17 protein-coding genes are annotated in these 18017 nt (G+C 73.5%); 5 read left to right on the forward strand and 12 right to left on the reverse strand.

The genetic code is table 11. The features are described 5' to 3' along the window. Nucleotides 1–28 precede the first annotated feature (28 nt). From prcB to JOE68_RS01710, 4 genes are all read right to left on the reverse strand, one after another. Nucleotides 29–880 (reverse strand): proteasome subunit beta, encoded by an 852-nt coding sequence (gene prcB / locus JOE68_RS01695; protein ID WP_204840583.1) that lies wholly within the window; start codon nucleotides 878–880, stop codon nucleotides 29–31. A 34-nt stretch (nucleotides 881–914) separates the two neighbouring features. Beyond that, entirely contained in the window at nucleotides 915–1109 is a 195-nt protein-coding gene (locus JOE68_RS01700) for a ubiquitin-like protein Pup (RefSeq protein ID WP_204840584.1), read from the reverse strand. Between the two features lie 86 nt (nucleotides 1110–1195). Next, complete coding sequence (gene dop / locus JOE68_RS01705; RefSeq protein WP_204840585.1) at nucleotides 1196–2689, reverse strand: depupylase/deamidase Dop; 1494 nt, start codon at nucleotides 2687–2689, stop codon at nucleotides 1196–1198. Between the two features lie 52 nt (nucleotides 2690–2741). After that, nucleotides 2742–5216 carry an FtsX-like permease family protein gene (locus tag JOE68_RS01710; RefSeq protein WP_204840586.1) on the reverse strand — a complete coding sequence of 825 codons (2475 nt, stop codon included), beginning with the start codon at nucleotides 5214–5216 and terminating at the stop codon, nucleotides 2742–2744. A 109-nt stretch (nucleotides 5217–5325) separates the two neighbouring features. On the opposite strand from JOE68_RS01710, the gene JOE68_RS01715 reads away from it, so the two are divergent. Then, nucleotides 5326–5814 (forward strand): NUDIX hydrolase, encoded by a 489-nt coding sequence (locus JOE68_RS01715; RefSeq protein WP_307820018.1) that lies wholly within the window; start codon nucleotides 5326–5328, stop codon nucleotides 5812–5814. A 23-nt stretch (nucleotides 5815–5837) separates the two neighbouring features. On the opposite strand, the gene JOE68_RS01720 is transcribed toward JOE68_RS01715, so the two are convergent. The 4 genes from JOE68_RS01720 to JOE68_RS01735 all read right to left on the reverse strand — a co-directional run bounded on the left by JOE68_RS01720 (nucleotide 5838) and on the right by JOE68_RS01735 (nucleotide 9635). Next, nucleotides 5838–6656, reverse strand: a complete 819-nt coding sequence (locus JOE68_RS01720) for an aldo/keto reductase (RefSeq protein ID WP_204840588.1) — start codon at nucleotides 6654–6656, stop codon at nucleotides 5838–5840. 151 nt (nucleotides 6657–6807) lie between these two features. Then, complete coding sequence (locus JOE68_RS01725; protein ID WP_204840589.1) at nucleotides 6808–7860, reverse strand: glycoside hydrolase family 5 protein; 1053 nt, start codon at nucleotides 7858–7860, stop codon at nucleotides 6808–6810. A 102-nt stretch (nucleotides 7861–7962) separates the two neighbouring features. Further along, nucleotides 7963–8730 carry an ABC transporter permease gene (locus JOE68_RS01730; protein WP_204840590.1) on the reverse strand — a complete coding sequence of 256 codons (768 nt, stop codon included), beginning with the start codon at nucleotides 8728–8730 and terminating at the stop codon, nucleotides 7963–7965. Then, on the reverse strand, nucleotides 8727–9635 hold the full coding sequence (locus JOE68_RS01735; protein ID WP_204840591.1) for an ATP-binding cassette domain-containing protein: 909 nt from the start codon (nucleotides 9633–9635) through the stop codon (nucleotides 8727–8729). The genes JOE68_RS01730 and JOE68_RS01735 overlap by 4 nt, the downstream gene beginning before the upstream one ends. Before the next feature lie 110 nt (nucleotides 9636–9745). Between JOE68_RS01735 and JOE68_RS01740 the strand changes: the two genes are divergently transcribed. After that, entirely contained in the window at nucleotides 9746–10852 is a 1107-nt protein-coding gene (locus JOE68_RS01740; RefSeq protein ID WP_204840592.1) for a sensor histidine kinase, read from the forward strand. A 71-nt stretch (nucleotides 10853–10923) separates the two neighbouring features. Then, nucleotides 10924–11607: a response regulator gene (locus JOE68_RS01745; protein ID WP_239562087.1), complete on the forward strand. Its 684-nt coding sequence runs from the start codon at nucleotides 10924–10926 to the stop codon at nucleotides 11605–11607. 596 nt (nucleotides 11608–12203) lie between these two features. Here the strand turns inward: JOE68_RS01745 and arc are convergent. After that, on the reverse strand, nucleotides 12204–14000 hold the full coding sequence (arc, locus tag JOE68_RS01750) for a proteasome ATPase (RefSeq protein ID WP_204840593.1): 1797 nt from the start codon (nucleotides 13998–14000) through the stop codon (nucleotides 12204–12206). Between the two features lie 240 nt (nucleotides 14001–14240). On the opposite strand from arc, the gene JOE68_RS01755 reads away from it, so the two are divergent. Continuing rightward, complete coding sequence (locus JOE68_RS01755) at nucleotides 14241–15035, forward strand: hypothetical protein (RefSeq protein WP_204840594.1); 795 nt, start codon at nucleotides 14241–14243, stop codon at nucleotides 15033–15035. Between the two features lie 60 nt (nucleotides 15036–15095). Here the strand turns inward: JOE68_RS01755 and JOE68_RS01760 are convergent, their stop codons facing one another. The 3 genes from JOE68_RS01760 to JOE68_RS01770 form a co-directional block, all read right to left on the reverse strand. Then, a complete protein-coding gene (locus JOE68_RS01760) occupies nucleotides 15096–15923 on the reverse strand; it encodes a tRNA (adenine-N1)-methyltransferase (RefSeq protein ID WP_204840595.1) in 828 nt (275 codons plus the stop codon). Between the two features lie 70 nt (nucleotides 15924–15993). Further along, the gene (locus JOE68_RS01765; protein ID WP_204840596.1) at nucleotides 15994–16194 is read right to left on the reverse strand and encodes a hypothetical protein; all 201 of its coding nucleotides are present in this window, start codon (nucleotides 16192–16194) and stop codon (nucleotides 15994–15996) included. Next, entirely contained in the window at nucleotides 16187–16759 is a 573-nt protein-coding gene (locus JOE68_RS01770) for a hypothetical protein (RefSeq protein WP_307819432.1), read from the reverse strand. The genes JOE68_RS01765 and JOE68_RS01770 overlap by 8 nt, the downstream gene beginning before the upstream one ends. 109 nt (nucleotides 16760–16868) lie before the next feature. On the opposite strand from JOE68_RS01770, the gene JOE68_RS01775 reads away from it, so the two are divergent. Further along, nucleotides 16869–17969 (forward strand): sensor histidine kinase, encoded by a 1101-nt coding sequence (locus JOE68_RS01775; protein ID WP_307819433.1) that lies wholly within the window; start codon nucleotides 16869–16871, stop codon nucleotides 17967–17969. Nucleotides 17970–18017 lie beyond the last annotated feature (48 nt).

An 18017-nucleotide genomic window follows, 5' to 3' on the forward strand; every position in this document is an offset into this window, starting at 1 on the left:
GGTCGCGGGGTGGGGAGGGGAGGTGGGATCAGCCGGTCGGGCTGGACCGGCGGGCTTCGACGACGGCTTCGGCCAGCGCCGAGGTCCGCTCCTCGGGCAGGTGCACCGCGCCGGTGGCGGCCGTGATCGTCACGACGCTGGGGTAGATCCGCCGGGCGATGTCCGGCCCGCCGGTGCCCGTGTCGTCGTCGGCGGCGTCGTAGAGCGCCTCGATCGCGGCGCGGGTGGCCGCCTCGGCGTCGGCGTCCGGGTCGTAGAGCTTCTTCAGCGCCGACTTCGCGAACAGCGAGCCCGAGCCGACCGCCTGGTAGCCGAGCGACTCCTCGTACCGGCCGCCGGTCACGTCGTAGGACACGATGCGGCCGGCGCGGTCCGGGTCGGGCGCGTCGGTGTCGAAGCCCGCGAACAGCGGCACCACCGCGAGGCCCGCGAGCGCCGCGTCCAGGTTGCCCTTGATCATCGCCGAGAGCCGGTTGGCCTTGCCGTCCAGGGACAGCGAGACGCCCTCGATCTTCTCGTAGTGCCGGAGCTCGACCGCGAACAGCCGGACGATCTCGATCGCGATGCCCGCCGTGCCCGCGATGCCCACCGCCGAGTAGTCGTCGGTGACGAAGACCTTCTTCATGTCGCGCTGGGCGATCACGTTGCCCATGGTGGCCCGCCGGTCGCCCGCGAGCACCACGCCGCCCTTGAAGGTCAGCGCCACGACCGTGGTGCCGTGCGGGGCCTGCACGACCGAGCCCTCGGGGTAGCCGCGCGCGGACGGCAGCAGCTCCGGGGCCTGGGCGCGGAGGAAATCGGTGAACGACGACGACCCCGGCCGCAGGTAGGCCGGGGGCAACGACGCGGCCGGGTAGTGCCCGGTCGAGCTGTGGTCCATGGGTGTGCTTTTCTCCTACTCCGCCGATCGGCTGCTACTCGCCGCCCTTTTGCACGTACGCGCGGACGAAGTCCTCGGCGTTCTCCTCCAGGACGTCGTCGATCTCGTCGAGGATGGCGTCCACGTCCTCGCCGAGCTTCTCCCGGCGCTCCTGGCCGGCGCCGGCCGCGCCGTCGCCGCCCTCGTCACCACCGCCGCCGCCCTGCCGCTGGACCTGTTCCTGGGACATGTCGACCTCCCCGCTTCTCCCGGTCCTTGCGTCCAACCCTACCCACCGGATCCGACATCCGGTGCCTGCCACCCGCGTGGCGTCGATCAGCCCCTGGTGAGGGCCTCGACCAGCTGCTCGGCCGTGTCCGAGGCTTCCAGCAGCGCCCCGACGTGGGCCTTCGTGCCGCGCAGCGGCTCCAGCGTGGGGATGCGGACCAGGGACTCGCGGCCCAGGTCGAAGATCACCGAGTCCCACGAGGCCGCCGCCACCGAGGTCGGGTACCGCTCCAGGCACCGGCCCCGGAAGTAGGCGCGGGTGTCCTCCGGCGGCGCGAGGACGGCCGCGCGCACCTCCTCCTCGGTGACCAGCCGCTTCATCGAGCCGCGCGCCACCAGGCGGTTGTACAGGCCCTTGTCCAGCCGGACGTCGGAGTACTGGAGGTCGACCAGGTGCAGCCGGGGCGAGCCCCAGGCCAGGCCGTCGCGCGCCCGGTAGCCCTCCAGCAGGCGCAGCTTGGCGGGCCAGTCGAGCCGGTCGGCGCACTCCTGCGGGTCGCGCGCCAGCGCGTCGAGCACCTCGCCCCACACCCGCAGCACCTCGCGGTCGCCGACGCCCTCCTGCTCCACGAACCGGGAGGCGCGCTCGAAGTAGGCGTGCTGGAGGTCCAGGCCGGTGAACTTGCGCCCGCCGGCCAGCTCCACGCGGGTCTTGAGCGTCGGGTCGTGGCTGATCTGGTGCACGGCCCGCACCGGGTCCAGCAGCCGCAGGTCGTCGAACCGGCGGCCGGCCTCGATCATGTCCAGCACCAGCGAGGTGGTGCCGACCTTGAGGTAGGTCGAGTGCTCGGCCAGGTTCGCGTCGCCGATGATGACGTGCAGCCGGCGGTACTTGTCGGCGTCGGCGTGCGGCTCGTCGCGGGTGTTGATGATGCCGCGCTTGAGCGTGGTCTCCAGCCCGACCTCGACCTCGATGTAGTCCGAGCGCTGGGACAGCTGGAAGCCCGCCTCCTCGCCGGAGGCGCCGACGCCCACCCGCCCGGAGCCGACCACGACCTGCCGCGACGCGAAGAACGGCGTGAGGCCCGCGATCACCGCCGTGAACGGGGTGCTGCGCTGCATCAGGTAGTTCTCGTGGGTGCCGTAGCTGGCGCCCTTGCCGTCCACGTTGTTCTTGTAGAGCTGGAGGCGGGGCTGGCCGGGGACGGTGGCGGCGCGCATGGCCGCCTCCTCCATCACCCGCTCCCCCGCCTTGTCCCAGATCACGGCGTCACGCGCGTTGGTCACCTCGGGCGCGGAGTACTCCGGGTGCGCGTGGTCGACGTACAGGCGCGCGCCGTTGGTCAGGATGACGTTGGCCGCGCCCAGGTCCTCCACGTCGCTGTCGCCGGGGTGCCCGCCGGGCGACCCGAGGTCGAAGCCGCGCGCGTCGCGCAGCGGCGATTCGACCTCGTAGTCCCAGCGCGCGCGCCGGGCCCGCGGTATGTCGGCGGCGGCCGCGTAGGCGAGCACCACCTGTGTCGAGGTGAGCACCGGGTTGGCCGTCGCGTCACCCGGCACCGCGATGCCGTACTCGACTTCGGTTCCCATGATCCGCCGCATAGGTGGCAGCCTACGGCTTGGCGCCGACATTCCGGGGGCTCCGGGGCGCGTTTCACCCGGCGGCCAGCCCGGCGGCGGGTCGGATGCGGGACGCGCCGCGGGCCGGGCCGAAGGCCGCGAGCACCGCGAGGACCACCACGCCGGCGCCTCCGACCAGCAGCGGGAGCAGCGCCGCGGTGGGCGGCGCGTACACCTTGACCGCCAGCAGCGTCAGCTCCGCGTAGACCAGCCCGAACACCCCGCCGCCCAGCACGCCGACCAGGGCCAGCAGCACCGCCTCGGCCACCACGCCGCCCTGGATGCCGCCCCTGGTCACGCCCAGCGCGCGGCGCAGCGCCAGCTCCTTGCGGCGCTCCTGCACGGAGATGGCCAGCGCGGTGCCGATGCCGGTCACGGCCACCGCCACCGACAGCCCCAGCAGCACCATGAGCACCGTGATGCCCAGGTCCAGGTTGCGCTGGTTGCGCTCGGCGTTGTCCACCCGGGTCTGCACCAGCACGGTCGGCGCGGAGCCCAGCGAGGCGTGCACGGCGTCGCGGAACGCGGTCTGGTCGGCGCCGGGCGCCAGCGTGACCAGGACCTTGGAGGCGGGCGCGAGCGACTCGTCGGCCAGGACCGCGTGCGCGCCGTGCACCAGCGTCTCGGCGATCGTGCCGGCGAAGGTCGCGGTGCGCGGCCCGCCCGGCAGCCCGTGGAGGGTGACCGGCTGCCCGACGACCGCGTCCATGGTCCGCGCGGTGTACTCGGTCAGCAGCACCGCGCCCGGCCGGAAGTCCGCCCGCTCGACGCCCCGGTCGGCCAGCCACTCCCGCATCCGGTCGGCGTCGACGCCCTCGACGGTCATCGGGTAGCTGTCGTCGGTGGGGCCGGTCTGGGTGCCCACGGCGGTGTGCAGGACGACGCCGCGCTCCACCTCGGGGCGGTCCACGACGGCGGTCGCGGCGGCGCCCAGCGGCCGGTCGCCCGCGTCGAGGACGACGGCGTCCGGGCGCGGCTCGTTGCTGAACTCATCCTCCAAGCGCTGCGCGGAGCCGACGGTGACGGCGAAGTAGGTGACCATCGCGGCGGCCAGCAGCAGCGGCATCGCCACCGACGCGGACCGCTGCGGCACCCGCCGCACCTCGGCGGCGGCCAGCTTCCACTGCGCCCCGCCGACCCGGCTCGCGACCGCGCCGAAGACCCGGCCCAGGGCGGGCACCACGACCGGGCCGAGCACCCCGAACAGCCCGGCGACGGCGGTGATGCCGGAGAACAGGACCAGGAAGATCGCCGCCATCGAACCGGCCGCGAGCACGCCGAGCGCCGCCAGCCCGACCGCCGCGGCCACCAGGACCAGGCCCAGGACGCGGCGGCGGCGCGCCACGGCGGCGTCCGGCGTCGCGCCTTCGGAGGTGCGCAGCGCCGCGAGCGGCGAGACGCGGGTCGCGGCCAGCGACGGCCGCACGGCGGCGAACGCGCTGAGCGCGGCGGCCAGCACCACGCCCAGGACGAGGTGCCCGGCGGAGGGCAGCAGCGTCGGTTCCAGCTCGACCGCGCCGAGCAGCGCCGACAGCCCGGTCGCGTCGAACAGCCGGGCCAGCAGCCACGCCACCGAGCCGCCCAGCACCGCACCCACGGCGCCCGCCACCGCGCCCGTCACCAGGGCTTCCAGCAGGTTCGCCCACACCAGCGGCCCGCGGTGCGCGCCCAGGCACCGCAGCAGCGCGGTGTGCCGCCGGCGCTGCGCGTAGACGGCGCGGAAGGTCGCCGAGGCCACGAACACCGACGTGGCCAGCGCGAGGATGCTGAACGGCAGCAGCACCACCGACAGCTCGTCGCTCCCCGGCTCGGCCCGCACCGCCGACGCCGGGTCGACCCGCAGGTCGGCGCCCGCGGCCTGCGCGACGGCCGCCGCGTCACCGCCCATGACGTGCAGCGCGAGGATCCGCGGCCGGCCGCCGAGCTCGGCCGCGAGCCCCTCGCCCACCACGACGGCGGGCTGCTCGCCCTGCCCGCCGCGCTTGGTGATCCCGCGGACCACGACGGCGAGCGGCCGGCCCTGCGCGTCGGCGACCTCGATCGAGCCGCCGGGGCTGAGCCCGTGCCGGAAGGCGGTCACCCGGTCGACCGCGATCTCGCCGTCGTGGCCCGGCGGGCGGCCCTCCAGGATCGGCACCCGGCGCAGCCCGGGGCGGTCGACCTCGACGTCCGCGGCGGCCCGGTCCGCGCCCGCCCGGCCGCCGGCGAGCAGGAGGTCGACCTCGACCCGGCGGGCGGGCGCGACCTCGCGCACGCCGGGGACCGCCGCGACCCGGTCGACGACCGCCTGGTCGATGACGGCGCCGGTGAAAGGGACCGCGCGGACCACCAGGTCGGCGTCGGCCGGCACGACCGGCGCGCCGTCGCGGGTCGCCTTCCCCATGGCGTCGCTCGTCATCAGCGCCGCCAGCAGGCAGGCGACCCCGACGACCAGCGCGATCCCGGGCAGCACGGCGCGGCCGGGCCGGTTGCGGAACTCGGCCACCGCGAGCCGCAGAGATGTGGGCACAACCCCTCCTCGTGACGCGAACGCCAAGACGGTAGGAACAGGGGGTGTCGGCGGGCGTCGGACCGGGGTACCACGGTGGTGTACGACTTGGGGAGGATCTTTGGAGCAGGTGCTGCTGGTGCGCCCGGACGGCACGCCGGTCGGGTCGGCGACGCGGGCGCGGGTGCGGGCCGAGGGCCTGTGGCACGCGTGCGCGGCGATCGTCGTGCGGTCGTCGGACGGCGACCGGCTGTTCGTGCACCGCCGCACGGACACCAAGGACGTCTACCCCGGCCTGCTCGACCCGACGTGCGGCGGCGTGGTCGCGGCGGGCGAGACGCCGGACGAGTGCGCGGCCCGGGAGCTGGCCGAGGAGCTGGGCGTGGCGGCCGAGCCGCGGTTCCGCTTCCGGACGACCTTCGTCGACGGGACCGTCCGCTACGTCGCCTACGTCTACGAGGCGCGCAGCGACGGCCCGTTCACCCTCCAGCCCGAGGAGGTCGCCTGGGGCGGGTGGGAGCCCTTGGCCGAGGTCCGCGCGAAGGTGGAGGACCCGGGGTGGCCGGCGGTGCCGGACGGCCGGGCCCTGATCCGGGAGTGGTTGGCGCGGCGGCGCTGACCGCCCCGACCCGGGGCGCGCGGCTACCCCTGGGGCAGCGCCGCGCGGGTCGCCCGGTACCGCTCGGGTTCCTCGGCGAGGTCGAACCCGCCGGACGCGAGGTCGACCTCGCGGGCCGCGAGGTCGGCCACCGGCTGGTCGACGCCCGCCGCCCCGGACAGCACGACGTCCGCCCACGGCTGGGCGCGCACCGCGGCCGGCGCGACGGCGTCGGGGCCCACGCCGTGCCGCGCCGCCGGGTCGCGGACCTCGCGCGGCGGGTCGAGGGCGAGGCGGCCGTTGGCCAGGCCCTCCTTGACGGACACCTCCGCGCCGCTCTCGTGCGCCCACGCCAGGCCCGGCGCGGCGGAGGTCTCCAGGACGTTCCAGGTGGCCTGCACGGCCTCGAACAGCCGCCGCCCCTCGACCTCCAGCCCCAGGGCCCGCCGCACGGCCGCCGCCTGGCGCGGCCCGGAGGTGGAGAAGCCCGGCCGCACGCCCGAGTCCCGCAGCCGGCCCAGCGCGGTGAGCAGCTCCGGGTCGCCGAACAGCGGGCTGTCCTCGGTCAGCGGGTGCACCTGGTACAGCCCGACGTGGGCGCCGAGCAGCGCCTCGGTCTCACGCCACTGGCGGGCGAACGCGGCCGGCGAGTGCTCCTTGACCTCGTGGGTCGGCGCGTCGCGCCGCCGGCCGGCCACGTGCTCGTAGTCCCACTTGCCGGACACCCGGACGTCGCGGTGGCCCCGGTCGGCCGGCCACCGGGCCAGGAACTCCTCCGCGCGCCCGTAGGACCGGGCGGCGTCCACGCGTCGCACGCCCCTCTCGTACGCCGCGTCCAGCACCGCGTGGCACGCCGCGCGCATCGCGTCGACGCCCCGGTCGGCGGGCAGCGCGCCCTCCCGGCCCGGGGTGAGGTAGGCGGGACGGCCGAGGGCGGCGAGGCGAGCGCGAAGTCGGGCACGCCGCCACGGTGACCGGCGGCCCCGGGAGGCCGCCGGTCACCGTGGTCCCGGGTCAGCTGGTCGGGAAGTCGTCCGCGGTGCGGATGCGGTCGCGGACCCAGACGCCGGCGGGCTTGAGCTTGCTCGTGCCGGCGAACGAGGTGCCCGAGCAGGTGCCGGTCTTGAACACCGCGCCGGAGCGCTTGTCGTCGGAGAAGTTCCAGTTCACCCAGCTGATTTTCTTGGACTTCATCAGGTCGAGGTACTTCTGCGCGCGGTCGAAGTTGTTCGGCCCGTCGCCGGAGGCTTCCTGGGTGCCGAACTCGGTGACGAAGACCGGCAGCTGGTCGGAGACCTTCGACAGGACTTCGAGGTAGTCGTCGCCGTGGTCGGCCGCGTAGAAGTGGAACGTGTACATGAGGTTGGTGGCGTTGACGCGGTTGTTGACCACTTCCTGCGGGTTCCTGCCGTCGGAGTGGCCGAAGGTCGACCAGCCGTGCGTGCCGACCAGCACGAGGCTGTCGGGGTCCTCGGCGCGGATGACCGGGATGACCTGCTCGGCGTAGGACTTGACCCGCGACCACGACACCTCGTTGGGCTCGTTCGCGATGTCGTAGATGATGTTGGTCTTGTCCTTGTGGCGGTCGGCGATCTCCTTGAAGAACGTCTTGGCCCGCGAGGTGTTGTAGTTGGGGTCGCCGGGGTCGAGCTGGTGCCAGTCGACCAGGGCGTACATGCCGCGCTTGGTGGCTTCTTCGATGTAGCCGTGCACCATGTCGGTGAACTTGCGCGGGTCGGTCTCGTAGCCGTCTTCCTGGATGTACATCGAGATGCGCAGCACGTCGGCTTTCCAGTCGCCGGCCAGCGCGTCCAGCGACTGGCGCTTGACGCACTTGGAGTACCACTGGATGCCGTGCGTGCTCATGCCGCGCAGTTGGATGGCCTTGCCGTGCTGGTTGCACAGCTTGACGCCGCACACCCGGAGCTGTCCGTTCACGGCGGCGGGCGAGCCCGCCGGGAGCGCGGTGGCTCCGGGTGCGGTCGGTGCCGCTTGCGCCACGCCCGCCGGGACGGCGGGGAGCACGAGCGTGGCCGCCAGGGCCAGTGCGGTGCGGAGCTTGGCCATGTGGCGTTCTCCCTCTCGGTAGGAACGGCGGCGGCAATATTAAGGTAAGTTTCCTTACTATTGCCGGACCTTAACGACCGCGCTCCGCGTCCGTCAAGGCACTCAGGCGTCGCGGCGCAGCAACGCCGCCAACCCGCCGCCCAGGGCCACCACGACGTAGGCGAGCACCACCGCGCCGGCGCCCCACGGTGACAGCAGGGCGCCCGGCGCCTGCCCCGTCAACTGCGACGCGAGCGACAGCGGCAGCACCGCCACCACCCGGTCGTCCCACGGCGAGGGCAGCATCATCGAGACCATCGGCAGCACGAACAGCAGCCCGGACAGCGTCACCACCGCGCCCGCCGTGGAGCGCAGCAGGAAGCCGAGCCCAAGGCCGACCAGCCCCGTCATGGTCGTCGTCGCCGTGTCGGCCGCCAGCGCGGGCAGCGCCTCGCCGAACGAGTCGAACGCCGCGATGGGCTTGGGCCGGTCACCGGTGATCAGCGCACCCGCCAGGCGCGCCACCAGCGTCGACGCGCCGCCGACGACCGCCGCCACCGCGCCGACGACGGCGACCTTGGCCAGCAGCAGCGCCCTGCGCCGCGGCACCGACGCCAGCGCCGTGCGGATCATGCCGCTGCCGTACTCGGAGGTGACCGCCAGCGCGCCCAGCACGCCGAGGACGAACTGGCCGAACGGCGCCACCATCACCCCCGGGTCGGCCGCGGCGAACTTCGCCTGCCGCTCCGGCGGCTGCACGTCGTAGTCGGCCGTCATCAGGTGGGCCACGAGGATGCCGACCGCGAGCACCAGCAGCAGCGACAGCAGCAGGTAGGCGGTCGAGCGGACGGTCCGGAGCTTGAGGAACTCCGAGGCGAGCACGTCGGTCATCGGTCGGTCCCCCCGGTGCGGTGTTCCGCGCTGTCCTCGGTCAGTTCGAGGTAGGCGTCCTCCAGCGACGCGCTGCGCGGGGTCAGCTCGTGCACGGTGATGCGCCGCTGAGCGGCGTGCTCGCCGATGTCGCGAGCGGTGAGCCCCTGGACGGCGAGGGCGTCGCCCTCCCGGCGGACCGCGGCGCCGTGCCGCTCCAGCGCCTGCGCGAGGCCGCCCTGGTCCGCCGAGCGCACCAGGACGTCGCGCCGGAACCGGTCGGCCAGGTCCTGCACCGACGCCTCCAGGATCAGCCGGCCGCGACCGATGACCACCACCCGGTCGGCGGTCAGCGCCATCTCGCTCATCAGGTGGCTGGAGACCAGCACCGTGCGCCCCTCTCCGGCGAGGTCGCGCATCAGGTGGCGGATCCACCGGATGCCCTCCGGGTCCAGCCCGTTGACCGGCTCGTCGAACAGCAGGACGCCGGGGTCGCCCAGCAGCGCCGCCGCCACGCCCAGGCGCTGCCTCATGCCCAGCGAGAGGGTGGCGATCCGCCGGTCGGCCACCCCGGCGAGGCCCACCAGCTCCAGGCAGTGGACCACCCGGTCGCGGCCGATGCCGTTGCTGCGGGCCAGCACGCGCAGGTGGTCGTAGGCGCGGCGGCCGCCGTGCGCCGCGCCGGCGTCGAGCAGCGCGCCCACCTCGTGCAGGGGCTTGGCGATGTCGGCGTAGCGGCGGCCGTTGACGAGGGCCTCGCCGCTGGTCGGGCGGTCCAGGCCGAGGACGGCCCGCATGGTGGTGGACTTGCCCGCGCCGTTGGGGCCGAGGAAGCCCGCCACGTAGCCGGGCTTGACCTCGAACGAGAGGCCGTCCACGGCTCGGGCGGAGCCGTAGCGCTTGGTGAGTTCGCGTACTTCGATCACACCGCCGAGCCTTCCGGCGCCGGGGGGCCGCGGGATCGGACGGCGGTCTTGGATCAAGGTCGGACCACGGTCCGATGCGGCCGGGCGGGCCCGCCGGCTACCGTTCGGGCGTGAGATCGCGTTTCGCCAGGTGGCTGCCCACCGCTTACCTCTACGCGCTCGACGTTCTCGGCGCCGTCGTGGTGACCGCGGTGTACATGGGGTTCGCCGAGAACAGCGGCGTCCCGCTGTGGTTCGGCTACCTGGTGGCCGTGCTGGTCGGCGCGCCCTTGGCGGTGCGGCGCAAGTGGCCCATGGCGGCGCTGATCGTCGTGGTGACGGCGCAGGACGTCGCTTCCGCGCTGCACATCACGCTGGAGCCTTACATCCCCTCCGCTGCCGCCATGTACATGATGGCGGCCACCGAGCACCGCAAGCGGTCCGTCGGCGCGTTGGTCTTCGCGCTGGTCACGAGCGCCGTGGCGATCCCGCTCGGCGAGCGGTGGCCGGACTCGCTGGGGCTCGCCGCCGTGGTGGCGCTGCTGCTGGGCGGCGCGTGGGCGCTGGGGCGGTCGACCCTGGTGCGGCGGGGCTACGCCGAGCGGGCGCTGGCCGAGCAGGCGTCGCGGGCGGTGGCCGACGAGCGGCTGCGCATCGCGCGGGAGCTGCACGACGTGGTCGCCCACAGCCTGTCGCTGATCACCGTGAAGGCGGGGATCGCGAACCACGTGGCCGACTCCCGCCCCGAGCAGGCCCGGGAGGCGTTGCAGGTGATCGAAGCCGCCAGCCGGAGCACCCTGGTGGAGATGCGGCGGCTGCTGGGGGTGCTGCGCGCGGAGGACGCCTCGGCGGAGCTGGCGCCCGTGCCGGGCCTGGCGGACCTGCCCGGGCTGGTGGAGCGGGCGGCGCTGGCCGGCGTCCCGGTGGACCTCTCGGTGACCGGCGGTCCCCTGCCCGACGGCGTGGGGCTGACGGTGTTCCGGGTGGTGCAGGAGTCGGTGACCAACGTGGTCAAGCACGCCGCGCCCGCCCGGTGCTCGGTGGTCGTGGCAGTGCAGGAGTCGTCGGTGCGGATCTCGGTGACCGACGACGGGCGCGGGGAACGGGTGCTCACCGGCGGCGGCGGGCACGGGTTGATCGGGATGCGGGAGCGGGTGGCGGTGTACGGGGGGACGTTCTCGGCCGGGCCGATGGGCGGCGGCGGTTTCCGCGTGGCGGCCGAGGTGCCGCTCGCATGAGCTTCGGGCGGACGGACGGCGCAGGGGCGGACGGCGCAGGGGCGGGCGGCACAGGGGCGGGCGGCACAGGGATGGACGGCGCAGTGGGGCCGGGAGCGGGGGCGGACCCGGTGATCGACGTGGTGGTCGTGGACGACCAGGCGTTGCTGCGGGGCAGCTTCCGGGTGCTGGTGGACTCGACGCCCGGCCTGCGGGTGGTCGGCGAGGCCGGGGACGGCGCGGCGGCGGTGTCCGTCGTGCGCCGCACGTCACCCGACGTGGTGCTGATGGACGTCCGGATGCCGGGCGTGGACGGGATCGCGGCGACGCGGGAGATAGCGTCGTCCTCGACGGCGCGCGTGCTGATCCTGACCACGTTCGACCTGGACGAGTACGTGTACTCGGCGCTGCGGGCCGGCGCCAGCGGGTTCCTGCTGAAGGACACCCCGCCGGCGGAGCTGCTGGCGGCCATCCGGGTGGTGGCGGGCGGCGACGGCCTGCTGTCGCCGTCGGTCACCCGGCGGCTGATCGCCGAGTTCGCGCGGGCGCCCGTGCGCCGGGCGGTGCGGCTGGAGGGGATCACGGACCGGGAGCAGGAGGTCCTGGCGCTGATCGCCCGCGGGCTGTCGAACACCGAGATCACCCGGGAACTGCACCTGTCGGTGGGCACGGTGAAGACGCACATCGGCCGGCTGCTCCACAAGCTCCAGGCCCGCGACCGGGCGCAACTGGTGATCGCCGCGTACGAGTCCGGCCTGGTCACCCCCACCTCGTGAGCCCTCTCCCCCTCGCCCCCCGAAGACCCTCGCCCCCAAAGATCCTCGACCCCCCGAAGGCCCTCGACTCCCGGAAGACCCTCGACTCCCGGAAGACCTTCGACCCCGGAAACCCTCGACTCCCCGGCGCCTCTCAGCTTCCCGACGCCGCAGTGTCGGTGCCCCGTGCGACACTGGAACCGGGGGCCGGAGGCCACGCCCGCCCGCGCCGCAGCCCCTGCCGCAGCGCTCGGACCAGCGGTTTCCTTCGCCTCAGCCGGTACCTCGGCAACCGACGCACCGGTCCGACGCACCGGTCCGACGCACCAGTCAGGCACACCAGCCCGACGCACCGGCAACCGGCGCACCGGCAACCGATGCGCCGGCGCCGGCGGTTCCAGCCCCGCGGTCGGGGGCCCCGCGACCGGCCCGCACCGGGTGAGAGGACCGGCGGCCCCACCCGCGCGGCCGACCGCCCCCTGCCGGGCGCGGCGTCGGCCGCCCCCTCACCACGGGAACCACCGACAAGCGCACCGACCGGAACCGCTCCGAGCCCCGAGCACGAGCAAGCCCCGCACGCCGCAGCGCGCGGGGCTTGCCGTCGGCGTACCGGTCGCCTAGAGGTACTGCCCGGTGTTGGTGGCGGTGTCTATGGCCCGACCCGACTCCTGGTTCTTGCCGGTGACCAGGGTCCGGATGTAGACGATCCGCTCGCCCTTCTTGCCGGAGATGCGCGCCCAGTCGTCCGGGTTCGTCGTGTTCGGCAGGTCCTCGTTCTCCGCGAACTCGTCCACGATCGCGTCGAGCAGGTGCCGCACCGACAGACCCGGCTGCTTGGTGTCCAGCAGGCTCTTGATCGCCGCCTTCTTCGCCCGGTCCACGATGTTCTGGATCATCGCGCCGGAGTTGAAGTCCCGGAAGTACAGGACCTCCTTGTCACCGTTGGCGTAGGTGACCTCCAGGAAGCGGTTCTCCTCCGACTCCTCGTACATGCGCTCGACGGTGTGCTGCACCATGCCGTCGATGCACGCCGCCGGGTCGCCGCCGAACTCGGTCAGGTCGTCGGCGTGGATCGGCAGGTCGGGCGTCAGGTACTTGTTGAAGATGTCCTTCGCGCCCTCGGCGTCCGGGCGCTCGATCTTGATCTTGACGTCCAGCCGGCCCGGCCGCAGGATCGCCGGGTCGATCATGTCCTCGCGGTTGGACGCGCCGATCACGATCACGTTCTCCAGGCCCTCGACGCCGTCGATCTCCGACAGCAGCTGGGGCACGATCGTGGTCTCCACGTCCGACGAGACGCCGCTGCCGCGGGTGCGGAAGATCGAGTCCATCTCGTCGAAGAACACGATCACCGGGGTGCCCTCGGACGCCTTCTCGCGGGCCCGCTGGAAGATCAGCCGGATGTGCCGCTCGGTCTCGCCGACGAACTTGTTGAGCAGCTCCGGGCCCTTGATGTTGAGGAAGTAGCTCTTGGCCTCGCGGTGGTCGTCGCCGCGCGCCGCGGCCACCTGCTTGGCCAACGAGTTCGCCACCGCCTTCGCGATGAGCGTCTTGCCGCAGCCGGGAGGGCCGTAGAGCAGCACGCCCTTGGGCGGGCGCAGCTTGTACTCGCGGAACAGGTCGGCGTGCAGGAAGGGCAGCTCCACCGCGTCGCGGATCTGCTCGATCTGCCTGCCCAGGCCGCCGATGTCGCCGTACTTGACGTCGGGGACCTCCTCCAGCACGAGGTCCTCGACCTCGGCCTTGGGGACCCGCTCGTAGGCGAAGCCCGCCTTCGAGTCGACCAGGAGGGAGTCGCCCGCCTTGAGCGGCGCGTCCATCAGCGGCTGCGCCAGCCACACGACGCGCTCCTCGTCGGCGTGCCCGACGACCAGGGCGCGGCCGATGGAGGACTCCTGCTCGGCCTCCAGGATCTCGCGCAGCGTGCAGACCTCGCCGGTCCGCTCGAAACCGCCGCCCTCGACGACGGTCAGCGCCTCGTTGAGCCGCACCGACTGGCCCAGGACCAGCGACGCCGTCTCGACCGCGGGCGACACCGAGACCCGCATCCGGCGGCCGGAGGTGAACACGTCCACCGTGCCGTCCTCGAACCGCGCCAGGAACACGCCGTACCCGCTGGGTGGCTGGGCCAGCCGGTCGACCTCCTCGCGCAGCGCCAGCAGTTGGCTCCGTGCTTCCCGGAGGGTGTCGATGAGCTTCGTGTTGCGCTCGGTCAGTTGGCTGACGCGCTCCGTCGCCTCCGCCAGCCTCTGCTCCAGCAGACGGGCGTGTCGTGGGGATTCGGTCAGCTTTCGGCGCAGCAACGCGATCTCGTCCTCCAGGAACCTGATCTGCGCCGTCAGCTCACCAGAGTTGTTGCCCTTGTTCAGCTCGCCGCCCTCATCGGGCCGGCTGCCGGGATGACCGTGCTGCATGTCGGCACCCTCCTCCCGTGTTCGTACGACAACGGTACCGGCGATCACCGACAAAAGCGGCCACCCCACGGGTTCCCGAGGGTCGCGTGATCACACATTCCCCCCGCTCGGCGGGATCAACTGCTCCATCCCGGTGCCCGGTGGAACCTCCCACCCACTACCGTGCGTCCCAGTGCGGGGCACCACCCGCGTCCCGGGCGGTGCCCTCTGCTCACCAGCGCAAAGCTCTAGGAGAACGTGATGTCCGTCCCGCCGCAGCAGCCGGGTCCCCACGGTCAGCAGCCGGGTCCGTTCGGCCAACAACCAGGCCAGTTCGGCCCGCAACCGGGGTACGGCCAGCAGCCCGGCGGGTACCCCCCGCCGCCCCAGGGCTTCCCACAAGGTGGGCAGCCCCAGCCCGGCTACGGCCCGCCCCCGGGCGCGTACCCGCCGCCCGGCCGGCCGGGTCAGCCCGGCCCCGGCCAGCCGCCGCACGGGCAGTTCAACCAGCCCGGGTACGGCCAACCGGGTGGTTTCGGCCCCTACGGCCCGCCGCGGAAGAAGAGCCCCCTGCCCTGGGTCCTGGCCGGCGGCGGCGCGCTGGTGATCGCCGTGGTCGTGGTCCTGCTGCTCACGCTGGGTGGCGGCAACGGCACGCCCAAGGACGCGGCGGAGAGCTTCGCGGCGGCCCTGTCGGGCAAGGACTACGACAAGCTGCGCTCGCTGACCTGCGCCGAGGACCGCAAGGAGATCGACGACCTGCAGAAGGAGTTCAACCCGGACGCCATCAGCCAGGAGATCGAGAAGAACCTCGGCGACATGCCGCCGGAGTTCAGGGAGAAGGCGAAGCAGCTGCAGGAGGCGGCGAAGGACATCAAGCTCGTCGCCACCGTCAACGGCGTCGAGGAGAAGGACGAGACGCACGCGGAGGCCGACATCTCGCTGAAGCTGGAGGGCGTCCCGGACGACCTCAAGGAGCTGATGAGGACCGACCGCAGCGACAAGATCCCCTTCGTCAAGACCGACGACGGCTGGGTGGCCTGCGAGAAGAAGTAAGCCCCCGGTGCCGCGGGAACGGCCCGTGCAGCCCTCGGCTGCACGGGCCGTTCCCGCTGGTCAACCCTTCGACGGGCGGCGCTGCGGCCGGGGCGGGGTGACGCCGTCGGCCAGCCGGCGCGTGGTCAGCAGGAACGCGGTGTGCCCGATCATCCGGTGCTCGGGGCGCACGGCGAGGCCCACCACGTGCCAGGGGCGGGCCAGCGTCTCCCACGCGTGCGGCTCGGTCCAGTGCTGCTGCTCGCGGATCGCCTCGGTGACCTTCGACAGCTGGGTGGTGGTCGCCACGTACACCACCAGCACGCCGCCGGGGATGAGGCTGCGGGAGACGGCCGGCAGCACGTCCCACGGGGCGAGCATGTCCAGGATCACCCGGTCGACCTCGCCCTCGTGGTCGACGACGTCACCGACGGTGAGCGACCAGTTGCCGGGGCGCTCGCCGAAGAACTGCTCGACGTTGCGGATGGCGTGGTCGGCGTGGTCCTGGCGCACCTCGTAGGAGGTGACGCTGCCCTTCTCCCCCACCGCGCGCAGCAACGAGCAGGTCAGCGCGCCCGACCCGGCGCCGGCCTCCAGGACGCGGGCGCCGGGGAACACGTCGCCGTACATGACGATCTGCGCCGCGTCCTTGGGGTAGATGACCTGCGCGCCGCGCGGCATGGACAGGACGTAGTCGGCCAGCAGGGGCCGCAGGGCCAGGAACGACGTGCCACCCACCGACGTGACGACCGAGCCCTCGGGCTGCCCGATGAGCTTGTCGTGCGACAGGGCGCCGCGATGGGTGTGGTACTCCTTGCCCGGTTCGAGCACGATCGTGTAGTGCCGTCCCTTCGGGTCGGTCAACTGCACCCGGTCTCCGGGCTGGAACGGACCACTGGCGGTGCTCACCGCGGTGAACCTCCTGGAACAACGTGCGGACAACGGCGCACGATGGTCGCAGAAGGCCCGGCGGCCCAGGTCAGCGGCCTCGTTCCGCGCGTGCGCCGGCTACCGTGGGCAGCGCACCGGCGACGGCGGACCCGAGCGCCCCGGGCAGCTGCGCCCACGGCGGCAGGTGCAGCACGAGGAACCAGCTCCCGGTGTCCACGTCCAGCGCTGACAGCACCAGCGGCACCAGGCCCTGCGGGGCAGGCATGATGATCCCCAGCACCTCACGCATCCCTCTCCCCCTTGCCGGCGAGCAGGCCGCCCGCCTCCTTGACCGAGTAGTAGACGGGCCCCGCCACCAGCCAGATGGCGCCCACGAGCGACATGCCCGACATCTGCCCCCACAGCACCTGCGTACGCTCGGGCGTGCTCACGACGTACATCAGCAGCAGCACCACCGCGCCGGCGATGCCCCACGCGAGCAGGAACCTGAACCACTCGCGCCACTCGTAGCGGACCCGCGCCACACCGTGCCGGGGCGGCTTCACCGGCGGCGGACCGCCCGCGAAGCGGTGGGCGAACCGCTGGTCGGCCCAGCGCAGCACGCTGTGCCCGAACGCGACGCTGACCCCCAGGTAGATCGCCGCGAGCCCGTGCACCGCCGTCGCCTCGCCCCCCGACCGCAGGTCGAACGCGGTCGCCGCCAGCAGCACCACGTCCACCAGCGGCGTGCACACCAGGAGCACCGCGCCGGCCTTCGGCCGCCGCAGCACGTACCGGGTGAGCAGACCGGCCCCGAGCACGATCCAGAAACCGATCTCACAAGCGACGATGAGCACGACCATCGGTTCAGCCACGACGTCGAGGCTGCCGGTCGGGGACGGTCCGACGCGTCGGCGGGCGGACCGATCGGGGGTCATCACTTCGTAGGACGCCCCGGTCGGCGGCGTGTGCTGTGATGCGGTGGTGCAGATCCGCCCGAAGGGCCGCGAGGTGCTCGTCGCGGCTGGTTTCTTCGCCCTCGGGGTGCTGGTCTACCGGCTGGAGCTGGACCTGTTCTTCAGCGCCGAGCAGCCGACCCCGCAGGTCGCGCGCTTGGCCGTCCTCGCCGTCGCGTGCGTCGGGCAGGCGTTCCGCCGCAGCGCCCCGGTGATCGCCCTGGTGGTGGTCACGGCGGCGGTGGCGGTGGACTTCACGCACGGGCTGAGCATCCCGCTGGTCCTGGTGTTCGTCGACATGCTGTTCGTGGTGTCGCTGGAAGGGCCGCGCCGGCTGCACCGGGCGCTGGTCGGCCTCGTCGCGTCGGGCACGCTGGGGCTGACGCTGGTGCTGGCCCTGCACGGCGACTGGCGGGAGTCGCTCTACGCCGGGTTGCAGGTGTTCTCGCTGGTCTGCGTGCCGGTGTGGTGGGCGACCAACATCCGCCAGCACCGCGACAGCGCCGAGCAGGTGGCCCGGATCGCGGAGCTGGACCGGCGGGCGGCCGTCGGCGCGGAACGCACCCGGATGGCCCGCGACCTGCACGACGTGATCGCCGGGCACCTGTCGGCGATCGCGATCCAGTCCGAGGCGGTGTTGTCCATGCCCGCCGACTCGGAGACCGTGCGCACGGTGCTCCGGTCGGTCCGGGAGAACAGCGTGCGGTCGCTGGCGGAGATGCGCACCATGATCGACGTGCTGCGGGCCGACGACGCGGTGGACGAACCGGTGACCGTGCGGCTGGCCGACGCGGCGCGGCTGGTCGACTCCGCTCGCGCGGGCGGGCTCGCGGTGGACTTCGCGATAGACGACGTGGACGGGCTGCCGGTGGCCGTGGACCTCGCGGCCTACCGGATCCTGCAGGAGGCGCTGACGAACGCGTTGAAGCACGGCTCGTCCGCCTCGGTGCGGGTGGAGCGGCAGGTCAGGAGGCTGGTCGTGGTGGTGCGGAACACCGCGCGCGACGCGGCCGGGGGAACGGGGACGGGGTTGGTGAGCATGGCGGAGCGCGCGCACGCGGTCGGCGGTGCGTTCACGGCGGGCCGCGACGGCGGCGACTGGCTGGTCCGGGCGGAGCTGCCGCTGTGACCACGGTGCTGGTGGCCGACGACCACGCCGCGATCCGCGCGGGCCTGG

The organism is Saccharothrix algeriensis (assembly GCF_016907655.1).
Classification (GTDB): Bacteria; Actinomycetota; Actinomycetes; order Mycobacteriales; family Pseudonocardiaceae; genus Actinosynnema; species Actinosynnema algeriense.